This is a genomic window from Treponema vincentii (assembly GCF_018336815.1).
In the GTDB taxonomy this organism is placed as follows: Bacteria; Spirochaetota; Spirochaetia; order Treponematales; family Treponemataceae; genus Treponema.
Genome location: NZ_CP050497.1, coordinates 2013365 through 2037215, shown reverse-complemented (window position 1 = coordinate 2037215; position 23851 = coordinate 2013365). Strand labels below are relative to the sequence as shown.

Sequence of the window (23851 nt, the reverse complement as noted above, 5' to 3'; positions counted from 1 at the left end):
AAAAATATCAATATCTTTTTATCATATATTTCGGCACAACCTACGAAGTGTGTTTGATGCACTTGCGTTAAGAGCGCTGCTGACAATACTGTTATGCGAGGTTGACAATCCGTTTCTATTCGTATATATTTCCGTTATAAATAACTGACGTTATCGTCGGTTTCTAGGAGTTCTTATGACGGATAAACGAGAAGAGCTTGTATCGGGAAATATATTCAAGCTCATGCTAAAATTAGGTGTGCCGGGCATTATCGGTATGCTGGTAATCAGTTTATACAGTTTTGTCGACGCAATGTTTGTCGGGCGGTATGTGGGTGAAAAAGCGCTCGGAGCAATCAGCGTCGCCTATGCTTTTACGTTGGTAAATAATGGTATTGCGGTATTGGTCGGGATTGGTTCCGCATCGATTTTATCGCGGGCAGTCGGCAGAAAAGACCAAAAGACCGTCGATGCGGTGATGGGAAACGTATTGGTGTTGTCGGTACTGATGTCCTCAGTAGTGATGATAGTCGGATACATTTTTGCGCCGCAGCTTCTCACCCTTATCGGGGCGGAAGGAGAAATGCACGCAATGGGGGTGCAATATTTACGGATTGTGTACCTTGGCTCCATATTTGTAAACTTCGGACAGGCTTCAAATATGGTACTGCGCGGAGAAGGAAGAATTGCGCTTGCGATGATTATCATGGGATCCGGCGCCGTGCTGAATATTGTGCTTGACGCACTGTTTATTATTGTATTCAACCAAGGAATCGCCGGCGCTGCCGTTGCCACGGTTATTTCGCAGGCGGTTTTCGCATTGGTCAGCTTTTTTTACTTTTTATGTTTCAGCAAAAATGTTCGCTTTAAAACCATTAAACCGGATAGATCGATTGTCGGAGAAACAATTGCAATCGGTATGTCTGCGATGATTATGCAGGTACTTTCGTTGGTGCAGCAAACGGTAATGTATTCGACATTGAAAAAATACGGCGGAGAAGATCAGGTTGTTCTAATGGGCGCATTCTTCCGCTATTTGATGTTGAGCTTTATTCCGCTGTGGGGATTAAGCCAAGGATACCAGCCCTTTGTCGGTACGAATTTCGGTGCAGGACTTTTTGATCGGGTAAAAAAAGGCACCGGCTTGTTCTATGGCTTCGGCCTTTTGCTTGCAATAACGGCATGGGCTATATTTTTACTCAGTCCTGAAAAGGTATTGGGCTTGTTCATTGATAACCCTGTACTCGTTGCGCAGGGAAAAACCAATGCCGTTATTGCCATGATAATCTTCCCTGCGCTTGCGATTATGATATTGAATATGACGCTCTTTCAGGCTATCGGCAAGCCGAAACCCGCCGGTATTTTAGCGATTTCTCGCCAGCTCGTGCTTTTTGTACCCGCAGTACTGATACTGCCCCATTTTTTCGGAGCACGGGGCGTATGGCTCGCAATGCCGCTCGTTGACGGAATCGTCGTAGTGCTTTCCGTTATTATTATGATAAAGATATTCGCAACCGACTTGGTAAAAAAATAACACTTACAGTCAGGCAACCGCTTAAAGTATTTTCGATGCGGTTGCCGTGTACGAAACGGTGTTCAGGAGTTGGGCGACGATATTGTGGAAGGGAAAAAAAGTATGCCCGCAATATTGCATATCGAAGAACATCCCGAAGATGCTGCGGCTCTTGCCGCTTATTCGTGCTGAGGGTTTAATACCTGCCATTTTTCGGCAACGCTCTGCGTCAGGGGTGTTGATTTTGAACAGGCGCAGCGGGAAGGCATTGATTCCTCTGCAATAGAAAAAGCGGTTGCATTGCTCAACTCAAAAGACTCGCTTTTTCCGCAGCGTTTACATACTCCTCGCCCCAGTAATCGCAGAGGATTGTGTAAGCGTCACCGCGAAGGGAGGGAATAACACGCTTTAAGTGGCGGAGGTTTTGCAGTAAGGCTATTTTACAGCGGTTTTGCAGGGCTGCGGTCAGCTTTTCGGCATTGGGGGCGCTCAAGGGGTGTTCTTCAAGATACGAAAAGATTACGGCAAAGACCGAGGCTGCCGTGCAAGCCCTTTCCCAGCGGGCGAGGTCTTTTATTTCTCGGTTGGAGCTTATGCCCGTGCCTATATGATAGTTATACACGATGTCTTCTATTCCGAAATAGGAGCGGGCATGGAGCAGGATAAAAAAGTAAATAAGAAAGTCTTCGCCCATCGTGCAAAATGTGTGAGGAATATCTGCAAAAGCAGCCTTAACCGCCTCGGTACGGAAGAGCTTTGCCCATAAAAAACTTGATAGCTCTCCTTTTAGTAAAAAAGAATTTAGAAGTTCATCTCCTTCCAAAAGACCTATATGAACCTTTTTTATATTTTCTTCCATTTCGGCAAGGGAGGCTTCTTTGTAAAGCGGAGCTTCCTCATCGGAAAAGTCGGTCTTATACTCCGCCGTACCGTGGATGATATCGGCGGCATCCGCAAGGGAACCGGTACCTGAAGCAAGCAGTCCATTGTACAAATGCAAAAGAGCATCCGGCGGAAGGGTATCGTCGGAATCCGCAAAGCAGAGGTAGGTTCCGGAGGCGGCTTGTACGGCAGTGCGGCGGGCTTCAACCAGTCCAAGATTTTTAGAGTGTTCCAAAAGAATAAGAGGAATACCGGCGGCTTTGAATTTCTTCTTATAAGGTTTAAGGATTGTAGGCAAGGAGCCGCCGGCGGGGCTGCCGTCGTTTACGATGATAACTTCAACCGGCAAGCCCCCCGCCTTTGTATCCGCCGGCAAGGACTCCTGCGCTAACACGCTATCCAGCAGCGCAGGAAGAGATCTTTCCGTTCCGTAGACCGGAACGGAAAGACTGATAAGAGCCGTCATTATTTCCACTCATAACCGCAACCGGAAGGTCTCGCAAGTGTTTTTGAAAACTCAATAGCGGAATCGGTTTTTGTCGATTGAGGCGTGCCTTCAAGTGAACCGTCATCCTTTATACCAAAATCCCATATAAAATGGAATTGTTCAACATCATCAGTATTTGGAGCACTTAGACTGGTAATGTACCCCCAAAAACCGTCAGAGGCAATGATGAGTTTTTTCGGCATGACGGCAATAAACCGGTAAGGTGCAAATTTGCCGCCTTCTTTTCTTTTCTCATCGGCCTCAGGGGTAAGAATGTGAATTTTATCCCTCGGCAATTCCGTAGTGTGAAGAACCTCTGCATTTCCGGAAAAATCGGCTGTAGAACTGCCTATTTTCATGAGTTTCCCTGAAATAGAGTCTTTTTTGTAATATGTATTAGATGGATCAGTCTCGTCATATTCATAGCGGTACTGTACTGCCGTTAGACCGTATAAAATACCTTCTTGTATATGCAGAGCGGTTAAATCTCCCGGTCTTGACCAAGTTGAAGCGTTGGTTACCTCACCGAGAACATTAATTGCACCACCGACTGCGCTGCCGTCGACATGCGTATATTTTTGCACTCTAACAGTATACCCCGAATACCCGGTCTCTTTTTTTAGAGCAACAAAGAAGCCGTTTTTATCTGCTGCAAGCGCGGTAAAGCGTGTTTTGTTATTGCCAACATCTTGAGGCCCTCCAAAAGTGCCGCTGCCGGCGAAACTATTATCCTCCGCAGCGGAAGAAAATGGATCGTTCTTCGCCCATGTAAGCCGTTTGATGTATGATTTATCACTGCCATTATAGCTGTAATACAAGGCGTTTACCGATTGACCATCCTTTTTTACACTGCCCGATATGTCAATGGCAATGGCGGTCGGTTGATCGGATAATGATGATGTACTTACAGTTACGCTGCTATCATAGCTGCCGTCATCTTTCAGCTCAAAGCGGCATATACGGTAGCCTCCGGTTTTATATCGTACTATGTAGAAGTTTCCGGCTTCGTCAAAGCAAAACACATCGGTAAAACGACTGCTGGATGATGTTGAATTAGCAAGTTCAGTTTCTGCCGTGAGTGCATCAGCGGCTGAATTGAGCTGATAATAGTCGAAACCGGCAGCATTCTTTTTCCAGACGATGGTCTTTGTACTTACACCTGTCCATACAGGATTTTCGCCCAGCCAAGTAATCCCGCTTGGGGCATCATTAAAGGTAAGCGCATTGCTTCCTTTATTAAGCGTTGCAATACGGTTTTTGTTTGCGATAATACGGGGCTTTCCTTTTTGATACTCGAACGTTACGCCGTCATCGGCTATGTAGAGGTTTTCTTCATCAAAACCGACTACCTTTACGGGGCCGTAGAAGTTGCTTTCTTCGGTAGGGTAAATATCGTTTCCGTCAGAAGTATGGTCATTTGCAATACCGATGCGGACAGGATTGCTTATCGAAGCGGTTGTGCCGTCAGCCGAATATGAGTATTTGACAATACCTCCTAAGGAAAAGGAGTCCGGAATGGTTTGACATTTAGAAAAAAGAACATAGAGGGTATCGGCAGTCATGTAAAGGCCGTTTATCGTCCCATGTAACCACCCCGCCGACACCTCTAATGTAATCTTTGTATCTTCGCGTAAATCGGGCTGAGCGGAAAGCGTAATTTCGGAAACGGTATCTTCGGTTATGCGGTACATTTTTAATTCCGGACCTACCATTCCATATCCTGAGGCGATGAGTACATTATTATATACGGCATAGCCGGTTAGATACCCGAGAGACGCTCCCATCAATTCTATAGGCGAGCCGCCGGCTTCGTTTATTCTATACAGCTTCATATTCAAGCCGTCTTTTGCAACAAGGTAGACTGCACCTGTTGCATGATCGCTTGCAAGCGCCGGTCTATGACAGTTTTCCGGCAGGGTAAAGGTTTTAGTTTCTTTATCACTCTCGCTCGTGTAACGTTCTAGTATACTATTGCTGCTTTCTTGATATGCAAGATAGGTTCTACCTTTATTGTCGCGGCAAAGGTTATGATATTTAATGTGCTCTTTCTTTACTTCCTTTGAACCTATTTTCAACGTGAATGTGTAATCATTTACACCGCCTGAATGGGATCCATGGGGCTTATTAGTACCGAACAGGAGTCTGTTTAAAGCAGCGGCAGCTTTTTTAAGCTTAACGCTGACGGTATTGGTGCCGGAAGTAACCTCGTGCTGTTTTTCGCCCGACCATCGAGCCGAAACGTTTTCAACACTAATCTTTACGACGATTTTTTCGCCGACCGGCAACGTTAAGGACATGGTTTTAGGAGCACTTTCGGCAAAGTGTTTTTCCGTAATAGACGTTCCATCATCCTTCGTAACCTTTATGGTCATTTGGGAATTATTGAGAAGCGGTAAGCCGTTTGAGCCAACCGCACGGCTTACGCCATTCCCGGCAATTCCGATAATCACCGTCCCGTAGCCCTGCGGAGCCTCCGGTTTACCAAAGGCTGCCTGCCCACAGGAAATAAACAAGAAACTTACTGCGATAAAAAATATTGTAATCTTTTTCATTTTCTTCCTCCGTTTCTAAAATAAAGGCAGTATTACCTACATAATGCGGTGTTATTTCGCATACTCTAAAATCACTATAAGTATAATCCAAAGGGGAAAAAGTCAATGCAAGTGATTGACATATAAACAATTACCGTCCTTATCCTTGCCGGAGGACGAGGTATAAAAACTGTCGGGCTGACTTTTTATCAATACGGTGTACGATAACGATATAGAAAAAACAAGTGTAGAAAAAGCTGTAACGATTTTTTAATCAATGATGCTTTCTTGTGTGCTATTAACTACTGTTTAAGGGGTAAATCTTCCCAAAAAACTTCTCTTTTTAGTATCAAGTTTCGCGCTCACTCGAAGCTCGCTGTTAAAAGTGTACACGGATGTACACTTTTAACGATGCAGACGCTAGTAACGTACAAAAAACACCCGCAGGCACATTACTGACTAGAACCACCACCATCCGTGGTGGAGATGATACGTTGAGGATATTCAGAAGCGGCAAGGATGTCGCTGGTTTAAACAGAAGCGATGTTTTAGCGTCAGCTGAAACTCGCTGCCAAAAGTGTACAAGGATGTACACTTTTGGCAAGACAACGCAGATGTGCCGTATATTTTCAAAAGTATTATTGGCCTTGATATTCTTCGATAGTATCACTCAAATGCTCAAGGGTAACGCCCGCCTGTTTGAACATCTCGATTGAGTCGGCGCTGTCGTGATATCGTTTTTCAGCAATAACTCGTTTGATACCGCAGTTGATAATGAGCATTGCGCATGTCCGGCACGGGGTCATTTTGCAGTAGAGTGTTGCACCGTCGATGCTGATTCCCCGTTTTGCTGCTTGGCAAATTGCATTCTGCTCCGCATGGACGGTGCGGACGCAGTGTTGGCTTATGGTGCCGTCTTCGTGCTGCACTTTTTTAAATTGATGTCCGACATCATCGCAATGGGGTAATCCGCGGGGTGCGCCCACATAGCCGGTAACTAAGAGTTGGTTATCTCGAGCAATAACGCATCCCGATCTGCCTCTATCGCAGGTTGCACGTTTTGCAATTGCGCGGCAGACTTCCATAAAATATTCATCCCATGTCGGGCGGACGTACGGCTGTTCACTCATGTTTTATCCTTTTAGAAAATTCCCTTATAGCCACGGGTTAATACCTTCCTCCTGTATCGCTCCGTTGTTTTGTTCCTGTGTTTCGGAGCCGGTCGGGTTGGATTCTGCAGGCGGGAAAGACGGTAGCGGAGTTCCCTCGTCGATAGTTTCCAAATGAGTTTGAGGAATCGGCGGCTGCAACGTATTGCCCACTCCTGATGTTCCCGAAGTCTGCCCCTGTTGAGTTGCTGCATTTTGTTCTTGTTGCGGAGTGAGCGTCGGCGTCTGATCTATGGATGACTCATCTTCACCTGAGCGTAAGTATGGATTAGATTCAAAAGTGTTGTCTGTGCCGGAGGGCGTTATAAGCTCATCGGTTATAAACGAATCTGTCGTATAGGAAGTATTTCCTCTCCGTCTTTGTTTACTCGGTTCAGGATCTTCAAAAATACGCGGGTCAATGAGTACATCCGTTTTAATAATGTCAACCGGCGTTTGTCCGGTACTGTAATTACTTTTGCGTAGGCGGTCTTTGGCAATTTCCAGCAGTACATTGTTTGCTTCATGATAGGTACACGCCTCCGTCGGTTCCGTACCCGATAAAAAGTAGAGCGATACCGTGCCTTCGTTGCAGTAGGGCGTTTGCAGCATTCCGGATTTTGAACAAACCGATACGGCGGTTAATCCTGTTTCGGGTCGAATAAAATCCCGATACGGCATATCTTCATGGATTGCCTTCATAAAGTTTGCCCACGGAGGGCCTGCGAGCGTCGCCCCCGTGTTATCAAGACCGAGCGACTGTCCACCCTTATCATAGCCGAACCAAACCGCGGCGGTATAATACGGAGAAAAGCCGATTGTCCATGCGTCAGACCAGTTCTGGGTTGTGCCGGTTTTACCCGCAACAGGCATAGAAAAGTATTTTCCCGTTGTTTTATCTTTATACCGGAACTTTGAACCGCTGCTTGAAGCATACGCGAGCGTCCCTTCGGTAACCGTTCTCTTCAGTACCGAAGTCATAAGATAGGCATTTTGGGGGCTGATAACTTGCATCGCATTTCCTCGCCGCCGCTGTTCTAACCGTAAATCCCGTTCGGGATCCATCACAATTGTACCATTGCGGTTTTCGACGGTGCGGATGGCAATGGGGTCAACCCGCCGCCCCTGATTTGCAAAAACGGCAAACGCCTTTGCCATCTGAACGGGCGCAACGCTGATAACGCCGAGTGCAAGCGGGTATAGCCGCGGGAACGTGCGGTCTATTTCATCTTGATCGGTGATGCCGAGCAGTGCGGCGGAGCGGGTAATTGCTGCGTCGAAGCCGATAGTATCAAGCACCTTAATCGCGGGGATATTCAGCGACTTTGCAAGCGCTCTCCATGCCAGAACGGTACCCTGCCAATGCCCTGCATAGTTATTGGGGATATATGGAACGCCGCTCTGGTTTTGAAATACCTGCGGTGTATCTTCCAGCACGGTTGCCGGTGTAATCAATTTGGTGTCGAAAGCTGCGGAATACAGAAGCGGCTTAAATGAACTACCCGGCTGGACGCGCCCCTGTGTCGCCCGAATCATCTGATTCGATTCGTCGAATTTACTTCCACCGACGAGTGCCGTAATGTATCCGGTATTATTTTCCAAACAGATGAGCGTTCCCTCAACCGTCTTTCTTGCAAGCTCGTCTTGTACTTTTGCCGTACTTTTTGCGCCGGTGATTTTGAGGTTGTTTAAACCGAAGAGCATCGCTGCCATATCGACAATAGGATTTAAATCACTGCGGTAGTAGGAAAGGGTTTTTGTCTGCACCCGTTCGGAATCGATATGGAGCGCCGGAATATTAAAGGCGAGCGAAACGAGCGCAGTGATGTTGCTGTACAGTTCGCTCTGCGCAAAGCGGTGCGACCGCGTATTTTTTACACGTGTATTCGCGATGCGGATATAATCGCTCATCTCTTTTTCGGCAGCGGCCTGATGGCGCAGGTCGCAGGTGGTATGCACGATATAGCCGTCGGAATAAAAATCCATCGTGCCGTACATCATCGTTTCAAGCTGGCGGCGTACATATTCCGAAAACCAACGGGCTTTATCTTCGCGGTTAAACCATGCGGACGAAGCGGTACGGGTATAATCAAAGTGCGCCCAATACTCATCGTAGGATTCGTCGCGTTCTTCTTTGGTGAGATAGCCGAGGCGCACCATCTCATCGAGGATGTAGCCCTGCCGTTCCTGTACGCGGTTCGGGTATTCAAAAGGATTGTAATAGGCGGGATTCGATAGTTGAATAACCAGTACGGCCGCTTCTGCAGGGGTAATTTCCGCTACGGGATGTCCGAAGTAAAAACGGCAGGCAGCGCTGACGCCGTAGGTACCTCCGCCGAAATAGACTTTGTTCAAATAGAGTTCAAGGATTTCATCTTTTGAGTACCGGCGTTCCATCTGGACTGCCCACCACAGTTCTTTTATCTTCCGCGAAATGCTCATATCGGTACGGTCGCAATATAAAAGTCCCGCGATTTGCTGCGTAATGGTACTTCCGCCGCCGAGTGTTCTGTGGGTAAGTTTTCCGATAATGGCACGGAAAATCGCCTTCATGGTAAAACCGCGATGCCGATAAAAACTACGGTCTTCACGAACGAGGAGCGCATTGATCAAGGCGGGCGGTATTTGCTCAAACTTGATAATTTCCCGCTTTTCGTTGGAAGAAAATTCGGTAATCAAGTCTCCGCGTATATCTAGTATCCGTGTCGGTAAGTCGGGATTAAAAGCGGTAAATTGTTCGCTTTGCTTTACGGCAGCCGTTTCGGCCAGTAAGTAGCCCAGCATCGCCGAGCCTGCAGCAAGCACGGTAAAAACAATAATAAGGTAAATATATAAAAAGACAGTACGTCCGCGCATGCGCCTATAAAAGCACAAAAGCGCTTTTTTTTCAAGCATTATGCTCTAACACCCCTAAGATTTTCCCTTGCGTAATCTATAAAAAAAGGTTACACTGAATCAGTAGCGGTATCCGCAATCAATTCAAGTTTTTAAAGATGCCTTAGAGATATTCTGATATTGATTATTGAGAGGAGACTCGATTTATGGATAGTAACACCATTCTGACCTATGCAAAGCAGTATATGGCGGAAGAAACCGATCCGGCATTCGTAAAAGAAGTGGAAGAACTTATTGCAAAAAACGATGAGAAAGAGCTGTTTGACCGTTTTTACCGTCAATTGGAATTCGGTACCGGCGGTTTGCGTGGAATTATCGGCGGCGGAACAAACCGGATGAATCCTACGGTGATTAAAAAGGCAACACAGGGACTTGCTGACTATATCATAGAAACATTCCCGGAAAAAGCAAAAAGCGGAAAATTAAAGGCCGTCATTGCGTATGATTCGCGCCGCTATTCCGATGTATTTGCAGAGTCAACCGCCCTCATCTTTGCGGCGAACGGTTTTACCGTGTACCTGTTTTCGGCATTGCGCCCGACACCGGAGCTTTCCTATGCAATCCGGCAGCTCGGCTGCGACACCGGCGTTGTTGTTACCGCTTCTCACAATCCGCCGCAGTATAACGGATACAAAGCCTATTGGAACGATGGTGCACAGGTCATTCCGCCCCACGATAAAGGGATTATCGACAAAGTAAACGCGGTTAAAAAAATTAACATGATGAACCGCGACGAAGCGATTAAAAGCGGTAAGCTCATCATTATCGATAAAGAGATAGACGAAAAATATTGGGCAAGCGTTAAAGCCAAGCTGCACCGCGGCGATTTAATCAAAGAGATGTCTAAGTCCGTAAAGATTGTCTACACCCCGCTACATGGCACCGGTGCGATGCATGTTGAAAAAGTGCTCGGCGATATGGGCTTTAACATTATCACCGTGCCGGAACAGCGTGAACCGGACGGAAATTTCCCGACAGTGAGCTATCCTAACCCCGAGGATCCTGCAGCATTAAAAATGGCGATTGAATTGGCGGAAAAAGAAGGAGCTGACATTCTGATGGCTACCGACCCCGATGCAGACCGTTTCGCTTCGGCGGTAAAAGACGAAAACGGAAAAATGCGCCTTATTACCGGTAACCAGATGGGAGCGCTCTTTACTGACTATCTTTGTCTTACTGCAAAAAGAGTTTGGTGTAATGCCTGAAAAGCCTGCTATTGTGCGTTCTATTGTAACATCAAGCCTCTGTGACCGCATTGCAGAAAAATATGGGGTTGAAACCTTTGAATGCTTGACGGGATTTAAATGGATTTGCAATAAGGCTGACGAGATTTCCAAAAAAGGCTACCACTATATTTTCGGTTTTGAGGAAAGCTACGGCTATAATTTCGGGATGGAAATCCGCGATAAAGACGGTATTGCGGCATCCGCCATCTGTGCCGAAATGGCGCTTTACTGGCGTAAACAAGGAAAGAGTTTGTTAGATCGTTTAGACGAACTTTTTAAACAGTACGGCTTCTACTGCGAAAAGACCATCAATAAGGTATTCCCGGGTGCGGAAGGCGTTGAAATTATGAATAAGATGATGGCAAAACTCCGCAAGTCTCCGTTAAGAGAGATTGGCGGTGTAGAAGTATGGACTATTTGGGATGTAAAGAACTCAGTTCACTACAATCCTCGTACTCCCGAAAAGACAACGCATATATATATCCCTGTAAGTGATGTACTGCGGCATTTTATGGAAGACGGAACAATCGTCAGTATTCGTCCAAGCGGTACCGAACCCAAGATCAAAATTTATATTATTCATCCTGAGTTTATGAGGGAGAACAACAACGATCTCGAAGCTGCGCGGAAGCAGGCAGAGAAAAAAGTTGAAATATTTGAACGAAGTCTGGACTACGATCTTAGATGACAAGTTATGATTGGCTGGCTGCCGTATACGACACGGCAGCCTTTATCGCTTTTGATACCGAAACAACCGGACTTGATCCCTCATCAGGGAGAATCGTCGAAATCGGCGCGGTAAAGTTTGACCGGCGCGGTATCATCGCCCGATACAATGTGCTGATCAATCCCGAAATACCGATGCCGGAAGAAGCGGGCAAGGTAAACGGAATCACCGATGCGATGCTGAAGGATAAACCGCTCATTGCTGCCGTTTTTCCCGACTTTTCCGATTTTATCGGTACCGGTGTTCTAGTTGCGCACAATGCTCCGTTTGACATAAACTATGTTAATGCGGAGTTAAAGCGCGCCGGAAAACCGCCTTTGACCAATAAAGCCGTCGATACGCGGATATTTGCAAAGGAAGTATTTCCCGGACTTTCCAGCTATGCATTGCAGGATCTTGCCGTGCAGTTCGGCATTACGGCGCTGGAAGCTCACCGTGCCGAAGACGACGCCCGCGTATGTATGGAGCTTTTTGAAAAAATTTTAAGCAGATTTTTAAAAAACAATCCCGAACTGGTAGAAAAAATCCGTGCGGAAACGGATGCTGCCAGCCTATTAGCCCCTGAAACGGAGCAAATAGAGAAAGATTATTCACGGAGTTTATTTTGATACCTCAACAAAAGCGAGAAACGACCTCGATTCCAAACCCTTTTAAGGCGCCTGTGTATTATTACGCACGCACCGATTCTACCTTACAAGCCGCCCGCGAGTGCCTTGCAGACGGTTGTCCTGACGGCACATTCATCTACGCCGGCTACCAAACGGAGGGGCGCGGCCGCATGGCCGATCGGCAGTGGCTTTCTCCTGCAGGGGAAAACCTACTCGGCACCCTTATTTTAAGGCAGCCTGCATCCACCGATTTTACGCTGCGGATAGGGCTGGCAGCCAGTTTAACGATCGATTCGTTTTTGCCGTCATCTGTACGGACTGCTGTTAAATGGCCGAATGATATCTTTATCAACGGTAAAAAAGCTGCCGGTATCCTATGCGAAAGCGCGGGCGGCTGTGTGCTTGCCGGTATCGGCATCAACCTGCTTCAAACGGCCTTTTTGCGGAGTATTGAACACACGGCAACTTCGCTCGCGATGATTATCGGAGCCGATAGGTGCCCTACGTTTGAAGTGTTTATCCCTGCACTACTTACTCAAATACAGGAATGCCTCAACCGCAACGATTGGAATGAAGAAATCAGCCGTCGGCTGTGGAAGCGAGGCTCTGTAGTGCGTTTTATGCGCGGGCAACAGGAGAGCGACATCGTCGAAGGTATACTAACCGGTATCGCTCCGGACGGGGCGCTGTGCATTACGGAAGAGGATAAAGAGCGCCGATATTATTCAGGCGAGCTGATCTATTAATCAGTTTGCAGAAACCGTTAAAAATAAAACCTGTTCGGAAACTTCCGTTTCTGAACAGGTTACCTTGAAATGCGATGTTCTCGCATCATGCTATTTGTGCGATGCGCGAACTCGTCGACCTATTCGAAAACGAAAGTTTCAGAATAGGTCGAGCATTTATATCTTGCATCTTTTTTTTAATTGCGTTATAGTCTCCATTACAGTGTAATATTACGTTGTAATATTATTTGTGAGGAGGATGATTTTATAGCAAGGAATTTTCAGCAAACGCACGAAAACCTTTTGCAATGTGCAAAAGCGCAGTTTTTAGCATTCGGCTTTGAACGGGCAAGCATCAGGGATATTTGCAAGGAAGCGCATGTAACCAACGGCGCATTTTATAATCACTTTAAGGATAAAGAAGCGCTCTTCGGCGCCGTGGTAGAACCGGTGTTTCAAACTATTTCACAGATGTATCACGATGCCGCAGCTGAGCAGTTTGCCTTGGTAAAAACCGACGATCTTTTACAGCTGTGGAAGCATGAAGAAGAAACGCTGTGCAGTATGATCGAGTATATCTACGCACATTTTGAAATATTTCAGCTTTTGCTGATGTGCTCTGCCGGTACAAAATACGCAGATTTTCAGGATATGGTGGTGCGTGCCGAAATGCGGGAAACCAAAAAGTTCCTTGCCGAACTAAAGCGGCGGGGTGTTCCCGTTCGGGATTTAGAAGATGATGAATGGCATATCCTTGTGCATGCGCATTATGCTTCCCTTGCCGAACTGGTGCTGCACAATTATCCAAAAGAGACCGCATTAAAATATGCCCATACGCTGGGGACTTTTTTCGGTGCAGGCTGGAAAGCCGTGTTGGGGATTCCGTAATGGGGAGCAAGCAAACTACGGCAGCAATCTTGATCTATCAGGAGATAGTAGGCATCTTTTAAAAACTCGGTTAGATTTTTTATGGAGAGGAGTATCTATGGATATTATAAAAAAACATATAGGACAGATTATCTTTCCGGTGTTTGTTGCAATTCTCGGTGTTGCGTGCGGCATTGTTCCATACTTTGCAGTCGCTTCTATTGTTACGCAGCTGATAAACGGTGTAACCGATTACCGCGTTTTCTTACCGTACGCAGGGCTTATCCTTGCAGGATTCGCTGGCTCGATTATCGGGCATTCGATATCAACCATCGGTTCGCATAATTTAGCATTCAGTATTATTGAAGATACACGGAAGCGGGTGATAGAAAAGCTTAGCCGCCTTTCGATGGGGACGATAGAAGAAAAAAGCAGCGGCAAGTGGTCTCAGTTTGTGGTAGAAACAGTGGATAAAATGGAACAACCGATTGCGCACGTCATTCCCGAAGTACTTGCCAACGTCATCATTCCGATTGTGATTGTCGTGATTGTTTTTATACTGAACTGGAAGATCGCTCTTGCAAACCTCGTAACCTTGCCGCTTGGTATGCTCTTTTCGATGCTGATGATGAAAGACTATGAAGCAAAATCAAAACGCTACATCGAAGCCTCAAAAAAAATGAATGCCGCCGCTGTCGAATATATTCAAGGGATAAAAGTGATCAAGGCGTTTAACAAGTCGGCATCATCCTATGATAAATTCCAAAAAGCGGTGGAGGATAACCGGGACTCTATGCTCGACTGGTATTTGAGCGTGTGCTTTGCAATGGTTGCCGCGATGGAAGTGCTGCCGTCTACTCTCCTTGTCGTACTGCCGGTGGGCTTGTACCTCTTTATGACCGGCGGCATTGCGATTCCTACGTTGATTATGTGCATACTGCTTTCGTATGCTTCATATAAGCCGCTTCTCAAAGCGATGGCGTATACGGATGCGATGGCGAATGTGCGGGTCGTGTTCGGCGAAATACAATCAGTACTCGATTTACCGGAGCTGGTACGGCAAGACACCGCCCCCGCCCCGCACGGCTATGATGTGCGCTTTGAAAATGTGGTATTCGGCTACGGCGGCGTACTGAGCGAAACAACCGGCACTGCTGATAAAAACGGCGCCGCTGCCAAGGACAGCGCAAAGGTGTTCGACGGATTGAACTTTACCGCAAAGGAAGGAGAGCTGACTGCGATTGTGGGTTCTTCCGGCAGCGGCAAGTCTACCATCGCAAAACTGCTGGCAGGCTTTTGGAATATCGAAAGCGGACACATCACCATCGGCGGCGCTGACATCGGCAGCATGAGTTTGGAGCGGAATATGCAGCTGGTTACCTACGTTTCGCAGGAAAACTTTTTGTTCAACAAGACCATTCGCGAAAACCTCAAAATGGCAAAAGAAGATGCAACCGATGCAGAAATCGAAGCCGCCTGTACAAAGGCGAGCATCCATGACTTTATCAAAAGCCTGCCTGCAGGGTATGACACCAATGCGGGAAACGCAGGCAGTAAGTTTTCAGGCGGCGAGCGGCAGCGGCTCACCATTGCCCGTGCACTGCTGAAAGACAGCCCCATTGTCGTACTTGACGAAGCGACCGCCTACTCAGACCCGGAAAACGAAGCCATTATCCAAAAGTCCATCGACAATCTTGTAAAGAACAAAACCGTTATTATGATTGCACACCGCCTTTCCACGATTGTCAATGCCGATAAAATCATCGTGCTGGAAAAAGGAAAAATTGCCGCCGAGGGAACCCATCAGGAGCTTTTGCAAACTTCACCACTCTATCAAAAAATGTGGCAGTCCCATATCCGCAGCAGGGATGATTAGGAATTGATAATTGATAATGGGTAATTATAGGAGACTGAACTTTGATGATACGGAATATACGGCTTGAGGACGCAAAAGCTATCCGGGATATTAGCGAAGTTTCGCTTGGGTATAAAACAACGGAAGCGGTAACCGAACGGCAAATTGCAAAACTCATCTCCGATAACCGGCATTTTATCAGGGTGTACGAAGATGATGAAACGCACACTGTGGCTGGCTTTATTCATGCCGAATCCTATGAGCTTTTGTACAAAGAACCCGGTTTTAACATTTTGGGATTGGCTCTTTTATCTGAATATCAGCATAAAGGCATCGGCAAACAATTAGTGCACGCCGTAGAAGCAGAAGCCGCTGCACGGAATTACCGTTTTATCCGACTTAACTCCGGCGAGCACCGCACGGAAGCCCATGCATTTTACGAACACTGCGGATACTCATGTACAAAACTACAAAAGCGATTCATAAAGGAATGGTAAAACGATGTTTGATTTATTGAAGAAGATTTACGCGATTGCGGGGAAGCAATCAAAGCGTATAACAACGATGTTTATTTGCGATATGCTCAAAAGCATATTCGAAGGCTTTACCCTCGGCGGGCTTGGGTATTTTTTGCTAACACTGAGCCGTGCGGTGTTTCAATCACAGCCGGTTACACAGCGCAATATTATCACGGTGTTCTGCATTATGCTTGTCAGCCTTACGGGAAAAATTGTTTTCGGCTATATTTCCGACCGCAATAAAAATATCGCCTCGTATACGATGGGGGCGGAGAACCGGCTCGTTATTGGGGATAGGCTGAAAAACGTACACATGGGGTATTTTTCCGAAAGCAGGCTCGGCGATATTTCGGGAGCGTTGACAACGGTGATTACCGATGTTGAAACAATCGATATGATGATTCTCGAAATGATGTTTGCAGGCAGCATCCAAACGGTTATCATGGCTCTGTTTGTTTTCCCGTATGATATGACAACCGGCTGTATCATCTTTATCACGCTGGTTATTGCAACGCTATTCAATAATGTATTCCAGAAAAAGACTGATGCGGTAACGACAAAACTGACGGAGCTGAAACTGCAACTGCGCACCGATATTTTGGAGTATGTACAAGGGATCGGTGTAGTAAAGGCATTCGGCAGAACAAGCGAAGCGGTAAAAAATGTAACGGAAAGTATTAAAAAAAGCAAAACCGGATTCTTTGCCGTAGAGAAGACGCTTACGCCTTCATTACTGGTTTTTTCGCTGTTGCTTAAACTGGGAACAACTGCCATTATCGTGAGCGCCTTATACCGCTATTCCATAGGTGCAATCGATGTTGAAAAAACACTGATGCTAACCGTAGCAAGTTTTGTAGTCTTCGGCGGTTTTGAAATAGCAGGGACCATGCAGCGGATGCGCGGTGTTGCGGTACAGAATTTGGATACGCTCTTTAAGGTTAAAAATATTCAAGCATTGCCGGAAGGTGCGCTCCTTCCGCAGGGGCATGACGATATTACCGTCAAAAATATTACCTTCGGCTACGGCGGCAAAGAGCACGCTGAAGAAAAGCTCTTCCACAATGTGGATATGTCTATTCCCAAAAACAGCGTAACCGCCTTGGTCGGTTATTCCGGTTCGGGGAAGACAAGCCTGTGCCAGCTGATTGCCCGCTTCTGGGATGTCGATTCAGGTGAAATCACACTTGGCAATACGAATATTAAAGACTTTGCGTACGATGCATTTTTATCAAACTTTACGTTTGTGTTTCAGGATGTGTATTTGTTTGAAGACACCATAAAGAACAACATCAAATTCGGAAAACCGGATGCAACGGATGCGGAAGTGATTGCAGCGGCAAAAGCTGCTCAGTGTCATGACTTTATTATGGAGCTGCCGAACGGTTACGATACCGTACTGCAGGAAGGCGGCAGCAATCTTTCAGGCGGGGAGCGCCAGCGTATTTCCATTGCACGAGCAATGCTCAAGCCCAGTTCCATTGTCATTCTCGACGAAGCGACTTCCAGTGTTGATCCTGAAAACGAAGAAAAGCTGATGAGCGCCCTCGACGAACTGTTGAAAAATAAAACCGCAATCATCATCGCGCATCGGCTTTCAACTATCAAAAATGCCGATCAGATATTCGTCATGGACAAGGGGCGTATCGTCCAGCACGGCACCCATGCCGAGCTGATGCAGCAAGACGGCATCTATGCACACTTTGTCGGTATGCGGGAAACCGCGGCTTCGTGGAGGGTGTAAAATAATTGATAATGTTCTAATGTATAATTGGTAATTAGTGCAATCCTTAAGTATACAACATTACCAATTATACATTGACTGAATTATCCGGCTGCACGAAATTTTAGCGGAAGTGTGAGGTATGTATTGACAAGTGTTACAGTTAAAGAATTGTTGAATAGCGACAAACCCGAAGAGCTATTGGAAGCGGCGTATCCGTTCGCGCATCTGATGATGCAGTATCGTTGCGCATTGCGGGAAGTTCAAACAAAACTGGAAGTTCTTAATACTGAGCTATCGATGGATCAAGACCGTAATCCGTTTGAATCAATCACCTGTAGAATCAAAAAACCGATCAGTATTCTCGGCAAATTAAAAAAGATGGGACTTGATATATCGCTTGAAAATATCGAACACCATTTACACGATGTCGCTGGTATCCGTGTCATTTGTACGTTTCAAAAAGATATTTATGTTCTTGCCGATAAACTATGTGCACAAGATGATATAAAAATTCTCGCCCGAAAAGATTATATTAAAAATCCCAAGCCGAACGGTTACCGCAGTCTGCATCTGATTGTCGAAATTCCTGTTTTCTTTGCCGAAGGGAAAAAATATATGCAGGTGGAAGTACAATTCCGTACTATTGCTATGGATTTTTGGGCAAGCGTCGAGCATAAGATATATTATAAAAAAGAGATTGATCACAACACCGCTCAAATTACGGAAAAATTACGGCTCTGTGCGGAAAATATCAATATGATTGCAACGGAATTGGAAAATATCAGCAGAGAAATAGAAATACAAGAAGAACAGCATTGTCCGCTAGCCTAACAGCTTTACTTTTCTACGCATAATTCTTTCGTATCTTTCTATTGGGCAATTCCTTTTGCAATAAACATTTCTTGCCAAAATGCATTTTCTGCGGTTATGGTTATGGTGCCATTGAGTGTATTGGTTCCTTTTTTTATATACACATCGATTCTGTTTGCTTCAAATTTATCATAGTTGTTAATATCTTTCGGCATTCCGACAATCACGGTCGGATCTACAATAGTACCTCCTCACGATGCTCCCATCGCTACACAATACACAGCCGTCGCTTTTTGCTTACTCAGCGCTGCCAGTGCTTTATCGTCAATCACTACACAGGCAACCGGCTTTTCAGCCCCCGCAGCGGTTTTCGCCTGTTCGTTCGTCGCACAGGTCTGAGCGGCATTTTGCCGTGCTTCACCTTTACAAGCAATAGAACCTAGTATCAGCAAACCCAAACATACATACAAGAATCTTTTTTTATATGTTATCATCATTACTCCTCTCGTCAAATATAATAATGATTCTCAATATGTAGTGTCAAGTCTGAAAGAGAGATACCGTGGGGATGTCTCAAAAGGTGGGTACTTTTTCGGCATTCCCGTTTTCTTTATACCTCAACCTTTCGTTTTAAGAGCCATGCCGAAGTAAAAAAGCATGCAATACCGACTCCAAGGGAAATAAGCGTCGAAACAATAGGAATATTTACAACCATACTTGGGTATGACGCAATCTGCGCTGAATACTCTATACCATATACGGTAACGGGACAATAGACGCTAAACGCCCTTCCGGCCATTGCCTCAATTCTTCCGGTAAAAAAGACCGCACCGGTAAAGATAAGGATAAAGCCTGCGATCCACAGCCCTCGCATCCGTTTAATATTAAAGGAACGCATTATTGTTTGAACGGCAAGCGCAACGTTTCCGACAAATATGAATGACACTAAAGAGCCGAACAGCTTTGCCGCCCGCGAGAAAGTGATCGTTAAATTCATCTTTTCGATCATTCCTTTGGACATCGTTTTAATCGTCTGTTTTTGTTCAAGCTCTATTGCCAAAGAAATACCATTTAAGACGGATTTTGTAAAATTGTAAACTTCCTTCTCACTTGCCGACACAAAAGCCTGAAAATATTTTATCCAGAATATCGTCGGAGCGCACTTCACCGGTAACGCTTCCGAGCGCATGTACCGCTTCTTCCACATCCTGAATGACAGCATCAAGCGGGTACCCGCTGCGTCCTGCTTCAAGCGCGTACTCTACGGCTTCAAGCGCGGCGGTTACCGCTTCCTTTTGCCGCTCCGTCCCGAGCGAAACACCCGCGTCCTGCATCGGCAGTGCGGTATCCGCCGTAACCAGAGCGACAACCGTATCAATCAGTATATCGAGACCGGCGCCCGTTTTTGAGCTCAAGCTCACGGCGGGATACCGCTGCAAAACCGCCGGTAGAGCTTCCGTTCGCCCCTTATCCGCCTTGGTTTGCACGATAATCAGCGGTACGGTACTCCGTTCAATAAACGCACTATCCTCTTCTACCGGCGGCTTTGTCCCATCAATCAAATACAGCACAATGTCGGCTGCCGATGCCAGTTCAACGCTGCGCTGCACCCCTATCGCTTCGATTGTGTCTTCCGTAGCGCGGAGACCGGCAGTATCGAAAATATGTGCGGGAATACCTTTAAAATCGAGTTCCGCTTCAAGCCAATCCCGCGTTGTGCCGTGAATATCAGACACAATCGCGCGGTCTTCTTTTAACAGCGCATTAAAAAGTGAAGACTTGCCTGCATTTGTTTTGCCTGCAAGCACGAGGCGCACCCCTGCCTGATATATTTTTTTCCGTCTGCCACGAAGCGGCGAGCTGCTGCAATGCCGAAAGCGGCTTTTTCAGAAGCGCTTCGTCAAAACTATCCGCAATGGTTTCCTCATCTTCGGGATATTCGATACCCACTTCAAGCGCGGCAAGCGCCGTCATTAAATCCGTTGTGATTGTTTCTATTTCTCGAAATACGCTACCGGAAAGCCGTCCGGCAGCCTTTTGCTGCGCCGTACTTGTTTTTGAATCGATAATTTCCCGCACCGCTTCCGCGCGGGTTAAATCCGTTTTGCCGTGTATAAACGAGCGAAAAGTAAACTCCCCGCGCTCCGCAGGACGAAATCCGTTTTTGATACAAAGCCGATAAATTGCTTTTACGATACCCGGCCCGCCGTGGCAGAGAATTTCAACGGCATTTTCACCGGTATTGCTTTTCGGAGCACGGTACACACAGAGAACAACCTCATCGACTTTTATACCTGCATCGTGTATCCAGCCGTACACAAGCGTATGCCCCTGCGCCTGCAGCAAGGCATGAGGACGGGAAAAAAAACGGGAGATAAGCTCAAGACTTCGTGCCCCCGAAGTCCGCACAATACCGAGCGCTGCAGGAGCCAATGCCGTTGCAATAGCGGCAATTTCATCATCGAGTGTGTAATTCAAGCAGTCGTATCCTTATGGGCAGGGTAACAGTCTTTAGTGTTTGCCGGAAAAGAGATTAATAAAGTTCTCCAAAATAACCGCCGGAGCAGGCTGCGCATCCAAGGTTATGAGCAGTTTTTTATTTTGATAAAACTCTATTAAAGGAAAGGTTTGCTCACGGTAAGTTTCAAGTCGCTTGACAATTGCCTCTATTTTATCATCCTCGCGGATAACCAATACACCACGGCAGTTATCGCAAATTCCTTCAACCTGCGGTTTCATAAACTCAATGTGGAAATTCTTACCGCACGAGGGACACAAGCGCCTGCCCGACAGCCGCTTTATCACTGCTTTATCTGAAATATCAAAATTGATAACGGCATCAAGGCTGCAAAAAACTTCCAATATTTCCGCTTGTGCGATTGTCCGCGGAAATCCGTCTAAGATAAAACCGTTTTGCGCATCAGGTTGAGCCAATCGCTCTTTTACCAGAGCAGCAGTTGTTTCATCATCAACAAGCGAACCGGAATCGATAATCTTTTGAATTTTTTGTCCGAGTGAAGTATGTTCTTTTATGGCAGTACGAAACATCGAACCCGTCGAAATATGAGGTATTCCGTAATATTTTGCAGCCTCCGACGCCAACGTACCCTTTCCCGCTCCCGGAGGGCCTAAAAACACCAATTTCATATATAACCTCTAGCTGAAGTTTTTATCCCCTACTGAAAAGATATAAGTCGGGTAAATTATGGCAGCTTTCCGCATCAAGTTCCCGTTTTACACTTAAATCGCTCACCAAACCGAGTTTAAAATGGTAGTGAATAGGGTCGTATCCTTCCCTATCAGCGTGAATATAGAAATTAAAAATCCGTTTTTCGCCTAACGACGATGCAAGTACGGGAAACGGCCAAAACGTATAGGTGCCGGGCGTTTTATGAGAAATGGTATATGGATTATCCCAGAGATGATTCATCTGAGCGACCAAGGAGTCTTCCAAATATAAAGCAACGGGTAGATCGGAAACGGGAGAAAAGGTTTGACCGTCCAAAACACGCCCCGTGATGGTAGGGAAATTAAATACATAACCGGAAGGTAATACTTGTTCAGAAGACGTATGGGAACGTTTTGTGCTAAGAACGGTTTTCATACCTTTAAACGCCAATGTTGAAATATCGGCAAGAAGCTGATCTTTTTCCGACTGATCAATTTGCAAAAAATGAGCCATACCTCTACCGGAAGCCGTATACCGCGGTTTAATTCGGTTTAAAACAAAACAAACCGTATCCAAACGGCACTGCATACAATTACACGTGAACCATGGTTCATTCTTATCTTTTGCAGCATCAAAAACTTTATTCACTTCGTTGTATACGAAATCTTCCATAAGGTTATGTATTGTCATTACAAAAACTCCTACCGGACCAGTATAACGCATCGGCTCGGATTTTGCAATATCACGCCGCCCCCTTTATCAATTATATAAATTGCAAGAGGTTTTGCTCTTGTTATCATATTGCATTCAACGATAAAAAATTCTATAATCAATTTTATTATGTCCGAGAGTGTTGACTGGGAAGATAAAAAATATCAAGAGGTTTTCGATGATGAGACCCGTCTTCTTGTCAGGCGGAGAGCTGCCGATGCAAGTTGCACCGTCGATGATATACAAGGTATCCTCGATTCGCTCTATGTTTTGGATGGGAACAACGCCGAAGGGCGGAGTTCCGTGCAGCAAATCGTACTGTCCGCAACAATCGCCGCTTATGAAGCCTTTATTCATCAATGGCAAAAAGAATTCACCGTTTAGTACCAATAACAAAGAGGACTCCATTTATGACTGTAACTCTAAAAAAAATATATATTTATGTAGCGGCAATGTTTCTGCTCGTGAGTGGTTGCTCCATTAAACATATAGCATTTAATGGCATCGCGAATACGCTCGCCCCTTTCCCCGCACCGAAAACTGAGGCTTCGGGCGGGATTGATGCGGCCGCCGCGCTTACCGGCGAAGATGATATAAAGTTGGTCTCAGAAGTGTTTCCGACGGTATTAAAAACGTATGAAATATTGCACCTCAGCAATCCTAAACACCGCGGCTTGGCTATTATGTCCGGTTCCCTCTATGTTATGTATGCGAACGCTTTCGTCCAAACGCCTGCCGATTACATCCCCGAGACGCAGTTTCAAAAGAAAAATCTTGAATATTTACGAGCAAAAAAATTTTATCTCCGTGGGGCTGATTACGTGATGCAATCGCTCGACAGCGCTTATAAAGGCTTTGCCGAAGCAATGGCTCATTATACGGAAGATACAGGCGCCGCTTTTCTTGCTCGCTGTAGAGTCGCTGATGCTGAATCGCTTTATTGGGCAGGTTGTGGTATCCTCGGAGCATTTTCGCTTGATCCGATGGATACTGATGTACTTGCTGCCGTTCCGGGAGCCGTAGCAATGCTTGAGCGGGCGGCAGACCTGTATTCTGCATTTAACGACGGCGCTGTTTGGGAAGCGCTTGCAGCCTTCTATGCTGCGGCTCCGGAGTCTTTGGGTGGCGGTGCGGATAGGGCGGAAGACGCATATCGAAAAGTGTTGGAGTTGAGCGGCGGGCAGCGACCGTCGGTGTATGTTCTCTATGCGCAGTCTTTTTGTATTCCGGCACAAGACAGTGTCGGCTTCGACGAAGCCTTACGCAAAGCATTGGAAATTGATCCGGCAACCCAGCCGAATAATAAACTCACCATTGCCATCAGCCAAGAAAAAGCTCGATGGCTGCAAAAGATAAAAGGTGATTATTTCCTAGGCGATTAATTTACCTGTGTATCAGTTATTGTGTATCAGTTATATTAAGGAGAAGATACTGTGAGAAAATTTTTGACACTATGTGCTGCCCTATTTATTGCTTC

General features: G+C 46.1%; 17 protein-coding genes and 3 pseudogenes. 11 read left to right on the top strand and 9 right to left on the bottom strand.

Annotation, left to right across the window (positions count from 1 at the left end; genetic code table 11):
• Positions 1-175 precede the first annotated feature (175 nt).
• The gene (locus GWP40_RS09225) at positions 176-1513 is read left to right on the top strand and encodes an MATE family efflux transporter (RefSeq protein ID WP_212565095.1); all 1338 of its coding nucleotides are present in this window, start codon (positions 176-178) and stop codon (positions 1511-1513) included.
• A 283-nt stretch (positions 1514-1796) separates the two neighbouring features.
• On the opposite strand, the gene GWP40_RS09220 is transcribed toward GWP40_RS09225, so the two are convergent.
• The 4 genes from GWP40_RS09220 to GWP40_RS09205 form a co-directional block, all read right to left on the bottom strand.
• Positions 1797-2840, bottom strand: a complete 1044-nt coding sequence (locus GWP40_RS09220) for a glycosyltransferase family 2 protein (protein ID WP_212565094.1) — start codon at positions 2838-2840, stop codon at positions 1797-1799.
• Positions 2840-5413 carry a hypothetical protein gene (locus tag GWP40_RS09215; protein WP_212565093.1) on the bottom strand — a complete coding sequence of 858 codons (2574 nt, stop codon included), beginning with the start codon at positions 5411-5413 and terminating at the stop codon, positions 2840-2842. The genes GWP40_RS09220 and GWP40_RS09215 overlap by 1 nt, the downstream gene beginning before the upstream one ends.
• A gap of 617 nt (positions 5414-6030) precedes the next feature.
• Positions 6031-6522: a deoxycytidylate deaminase gene (locus GWP40_RS09210; protein WP_212565092.1), complete on the bottom strand. Its 492-nt coding sequence runs from the start codon at positions 6520-6522 to the stop codon at positions 6031-6033.
• A 24-nt stretch (positions 6523-6546) separates the two neighbouring features.
• Positions 6547-9396 carry a penicillin-binding protein 1A gene (locus tag GWP40_RS09205; RefSeq protein WP_212566590.1) on the bottom strand — a complete coding sequence of 950 codons (2850 nt, stop codon included), beginning with the start codon at positions 9394-9396 and terminating at the stop codon, positions 6547-6549.
• Positions 9397-9581: 185 nt separating this feature from the next.
• Between GWP40_RS09205 and GWP40_RS09200 the strand changes: the two are divergent.
• The 8 genes and pseudogenes from GWP40_RS09200 to GWP40_RS09165 all read left to right on the top strand — a co-directional run bounded on the left by GWP40_RS09200 (position 9582) and on the right by GWP40_RS09165 (position 18515).
• Positions 9582-11349, top strand: a pseudogene (locus tag GWP40_RS09200) (phospho-sugar mutase).
• On the top strand, positions 11346-11996 hold the full coding sequence (locus tag GWP40_RS09195; RefSeq protein WP_212565091.1) for a 3'-5' exonuclease: 651 nt from the start codon (positions 11346-11348) through the stop codon (positions 11994-11996). The pseudogene GWP40_RS09200 and the gene GWP40_RS09195 overlap by 4 nt, the downstream one beginning before the upstream one ends.
• The gene (locus GWP40_RS09190) at positions 11993-12742 is read left to right on the top strand and encodes a biotin--[acetyl-CoA-carboxylase] ligase (RefSeq protein ID WP_212565090.1); all 750 of its coding nucleotides are present in this window, start codon (positions 11993-11995) and stop codon (positions 12740-12742) included. The genes GWP40_RS09195 and GWP40_RS09190 overlap by 4 nt, the downstream gene beginning before the upstream one ends.
• A 282-nt stretch (positions 12743-13024) precedes the next feature.
• A complete protein-coding gene (locus GWP40_RS09185) occupies positions 13025-13609 on the top strand; it encodes a TetR/AcrR family transcriptional regulator (RefSeq protein ID WP_230974374.1) in 585 nt (194 codons plus the stop codon).
• Between the two features lie 97 nt (positions 13610-13706).
• A complete protein-coding gene (locus tag GWP40_RS09180; protein ID WP_212565089.1) occupies positions 13707-15464 on the top strand; it encodes an ABC transporter ATP-binding protein in 1758 nt (585 codons plus the stop codon).
• Between the two features lie 44 nt (positions 15465-15508).
• Positions 15509-15940, top strand: a complete 432-nt coding sequence (locus tag GWP40_RS09175; protein ID WP_212565088.1) for a GNAT family N-acetyltransferase — start codon at positions 15509-15511, stop codon at positions 15938-15940.
• A gap of 4 nt (positions 15941-15944) precedes the next feature.
• Complete coding sequence (locus GWP40_RS09170; RefSeq protein WP_212565087.1) at positions 15945-17702, top strand: ABC transporter ATP-binding protein; 1758 nt, start codon at positions 15945-15947, stop codon at positions 17700-17702.
• A 126-nt stretch (positions 17703-17828) separates the two neighbouring features.
• On the top strand, positions 17829-18515 hold the full coding sequence (locus GWP40_RS09165; RefSeq protein WP_212565086.1) for a GTP pyrophosphokinase: 687 nt from the start codon (positions 17829-17831) through the stop codon (positions 18513-18515).
• A 38-nt stretch (positions 18516-18553) separates the two neighbouring features.
• Here the strand turns inward: GWP40_RS09165 and GWP40_RS13265 are convergent, their stop codons facing one another.
• The 5 genes and pseudogenes from GWP40_RS13265 to GWP40_RS09135 form a co-directional block, all read right to left on the bottom strand.
• Positions 18554-18988: a CC/Se motif family (seleno)protein gene (locus tag GWP40_RS13265; RefSeq protein WP_269140260.1), complete on the bottom strand. Its 435-nt coding sequence runs from the start codon at positions 18986-18988 to the stop codon at positions 18554-18556.
• Positions 18989-19104: 116 nt separating this feature from the next.
• A pseudogene (locus GWP40_RS12915) lies at positions 19105-19542 on the bottom strand (hypothetical protein); the annotation flags it as partial.
• Between the two features lie 58 nt (positions 19543-19600).
• A pseudogene (gene mnmE, locus GWP40_RS09145) lies at positions 19601-20972 on the bottom strand (tRNA uridine-5-carboxymethylaminomethyl(34) synthesis GTPase MnmE).
• Between the two features lie 33 nt (positions 20973-21005).
• Complete coding sequence (locus tag GWP40_RS09140) at positions 21006-21641, bottom strand: adenylate kinase (RefSeq protein ID WP_212565084.1); 636 nt, start codon at positions 21639-21641, stop codon at positions 21006-21008.
• A 22-nt stretch (positions 21642-21663) separates the two neighbouring features.
• Entirely contained in the window at positions 21664-22353 is a 690-nt protein-coding gene (locus tag GWP40_RS09135) for a late competence development ComFB family protein (RefSeq protein WP_212565083.1), read from the bottom strand.
• A 150-nt stretch (positions 22354-22503) separates the two neighbouring features.
• Here GWP40_RS09135 and GWP40_RS09130 point away from each other — a divergent pair, with 150 nt between their 5' ends.
• The gene (locus GWP40_RS09130; RefSeq protein WP_212565082.1) at positions 22504-22758 is read left to right on the top strand and encodes a hypothetical protein; all 255 of its coding nucleotides are present in this window, start codon (positions 22504-22506) and stop codon (positions 22756-22758) included.
• A gap of 26 nt (positions 22759-22784) precedes the next feature.
• Positions 22785-23756: a TRAP transporter TatT component family protein gene (locus GWP40_RS09125; RefSeq protein WP_212565081.1), complete on the top strand. Its 972-nt coding sequence runs from the start codon at positions 22785-22787 to the stop codon at positions 23754-23756.
• Positions 23757-23851 lie beyond the last annotated feature (95 nt).

Excerpts from the sequence above, each read along its gene's own strand:
- GWP40_RS09175 (WP_212565088.1), top strand. The coding sequence starts at position 15,509 with ATGATACGGAATATACGGCTTGAGGACGCAAAAGCTATCCGGGATATT.
- GWP40_RS09170 (WP_212565087.1), top strand. The coding sequence starts at position 15,945 with ATGTTTGATTTATTGAAGAAGATTTACGCGATTGCGGGGAAGCAATCA.
- GWP40_RS09210 (WP_212565092.1), bottom strand. The coding sequence starts at position 6,522 with ATGAGTGAACAGCCGTACGTCCGCCCGACATGGGATGAATATTTTATG.
- GWP40_RS09195 (WP_212565091.1), top strand. The coding sequence starts at position 11,346 with ATGACAAGTTATGATTGGCTGGCTGCCGTATACGACACGGCAGCCTTT.
- GWP40_RS09225 (WP_212565095.1), top strand. The coding sequence starts at position 176 with ATGACGGATAAACGAGAAGAGCTTGTATCGGGAAATATATTCAAGCTC.
- GWP40_RS09180 (WP_212565089.1), top strand. The coding sequence starts at position 13,707 with ATGGATATTATAAAAAAACATATAGGACAGATTATCTTTCCGGTGTTT.
- GWP40_RS09125 (WP_212565081.1), top strand. The coding sequence starts at position 22,785 with ATGACTGTAACTCTAAAAAAAATATATATTTATGTAGCGGCAATGTTT.
- GWP40_RS09215 (WP_212565093.1), bottom strand. The coding sequence starts at position 5,413 with ATGAAAAAGATTACAATATTTTTTATCGCAGTAAGTTTCTTGTTTATT.
- GWP40_RS09135 (WP_212565083.1), bottom strand. The coding sequence starts at position 22,353 with ATGACAATACATAACCTTATGGAAGATTTCGTATACAACGAAGTGAAT.
- GWP40_RS09220 (WP_212565094.1), bottom strand. The coding sequence starts at position 2,840 with ATGACGGCTCTTATCAGTCTTTCCGTTCCGGTCTACGGAACGGAAAGA.
- GWP40_RS09130 (WP_212565082.1), top strand. The coding sequence starts at position 22,504 with ATGTCCGAGAGTGTTGACTGGGAAGATAAAAAATATCAAGAGGTTTTC.
- GWP40_RS09140 (WP_212565084.1), bottom strand. The coding sequence starts at position 21,641 with ATGAAATTGGTGTTTTTAGGCCCTCCGGGAGCGGGAAAGGGTACGTTG.
- GWP40_RS09205 (WP_212566590.1), bottom strand. The coding sequence starts at position 9,396 with ATGCGCGGACGTACTGTCTTTTTATATATTTACCTTATTATTGTTTTT.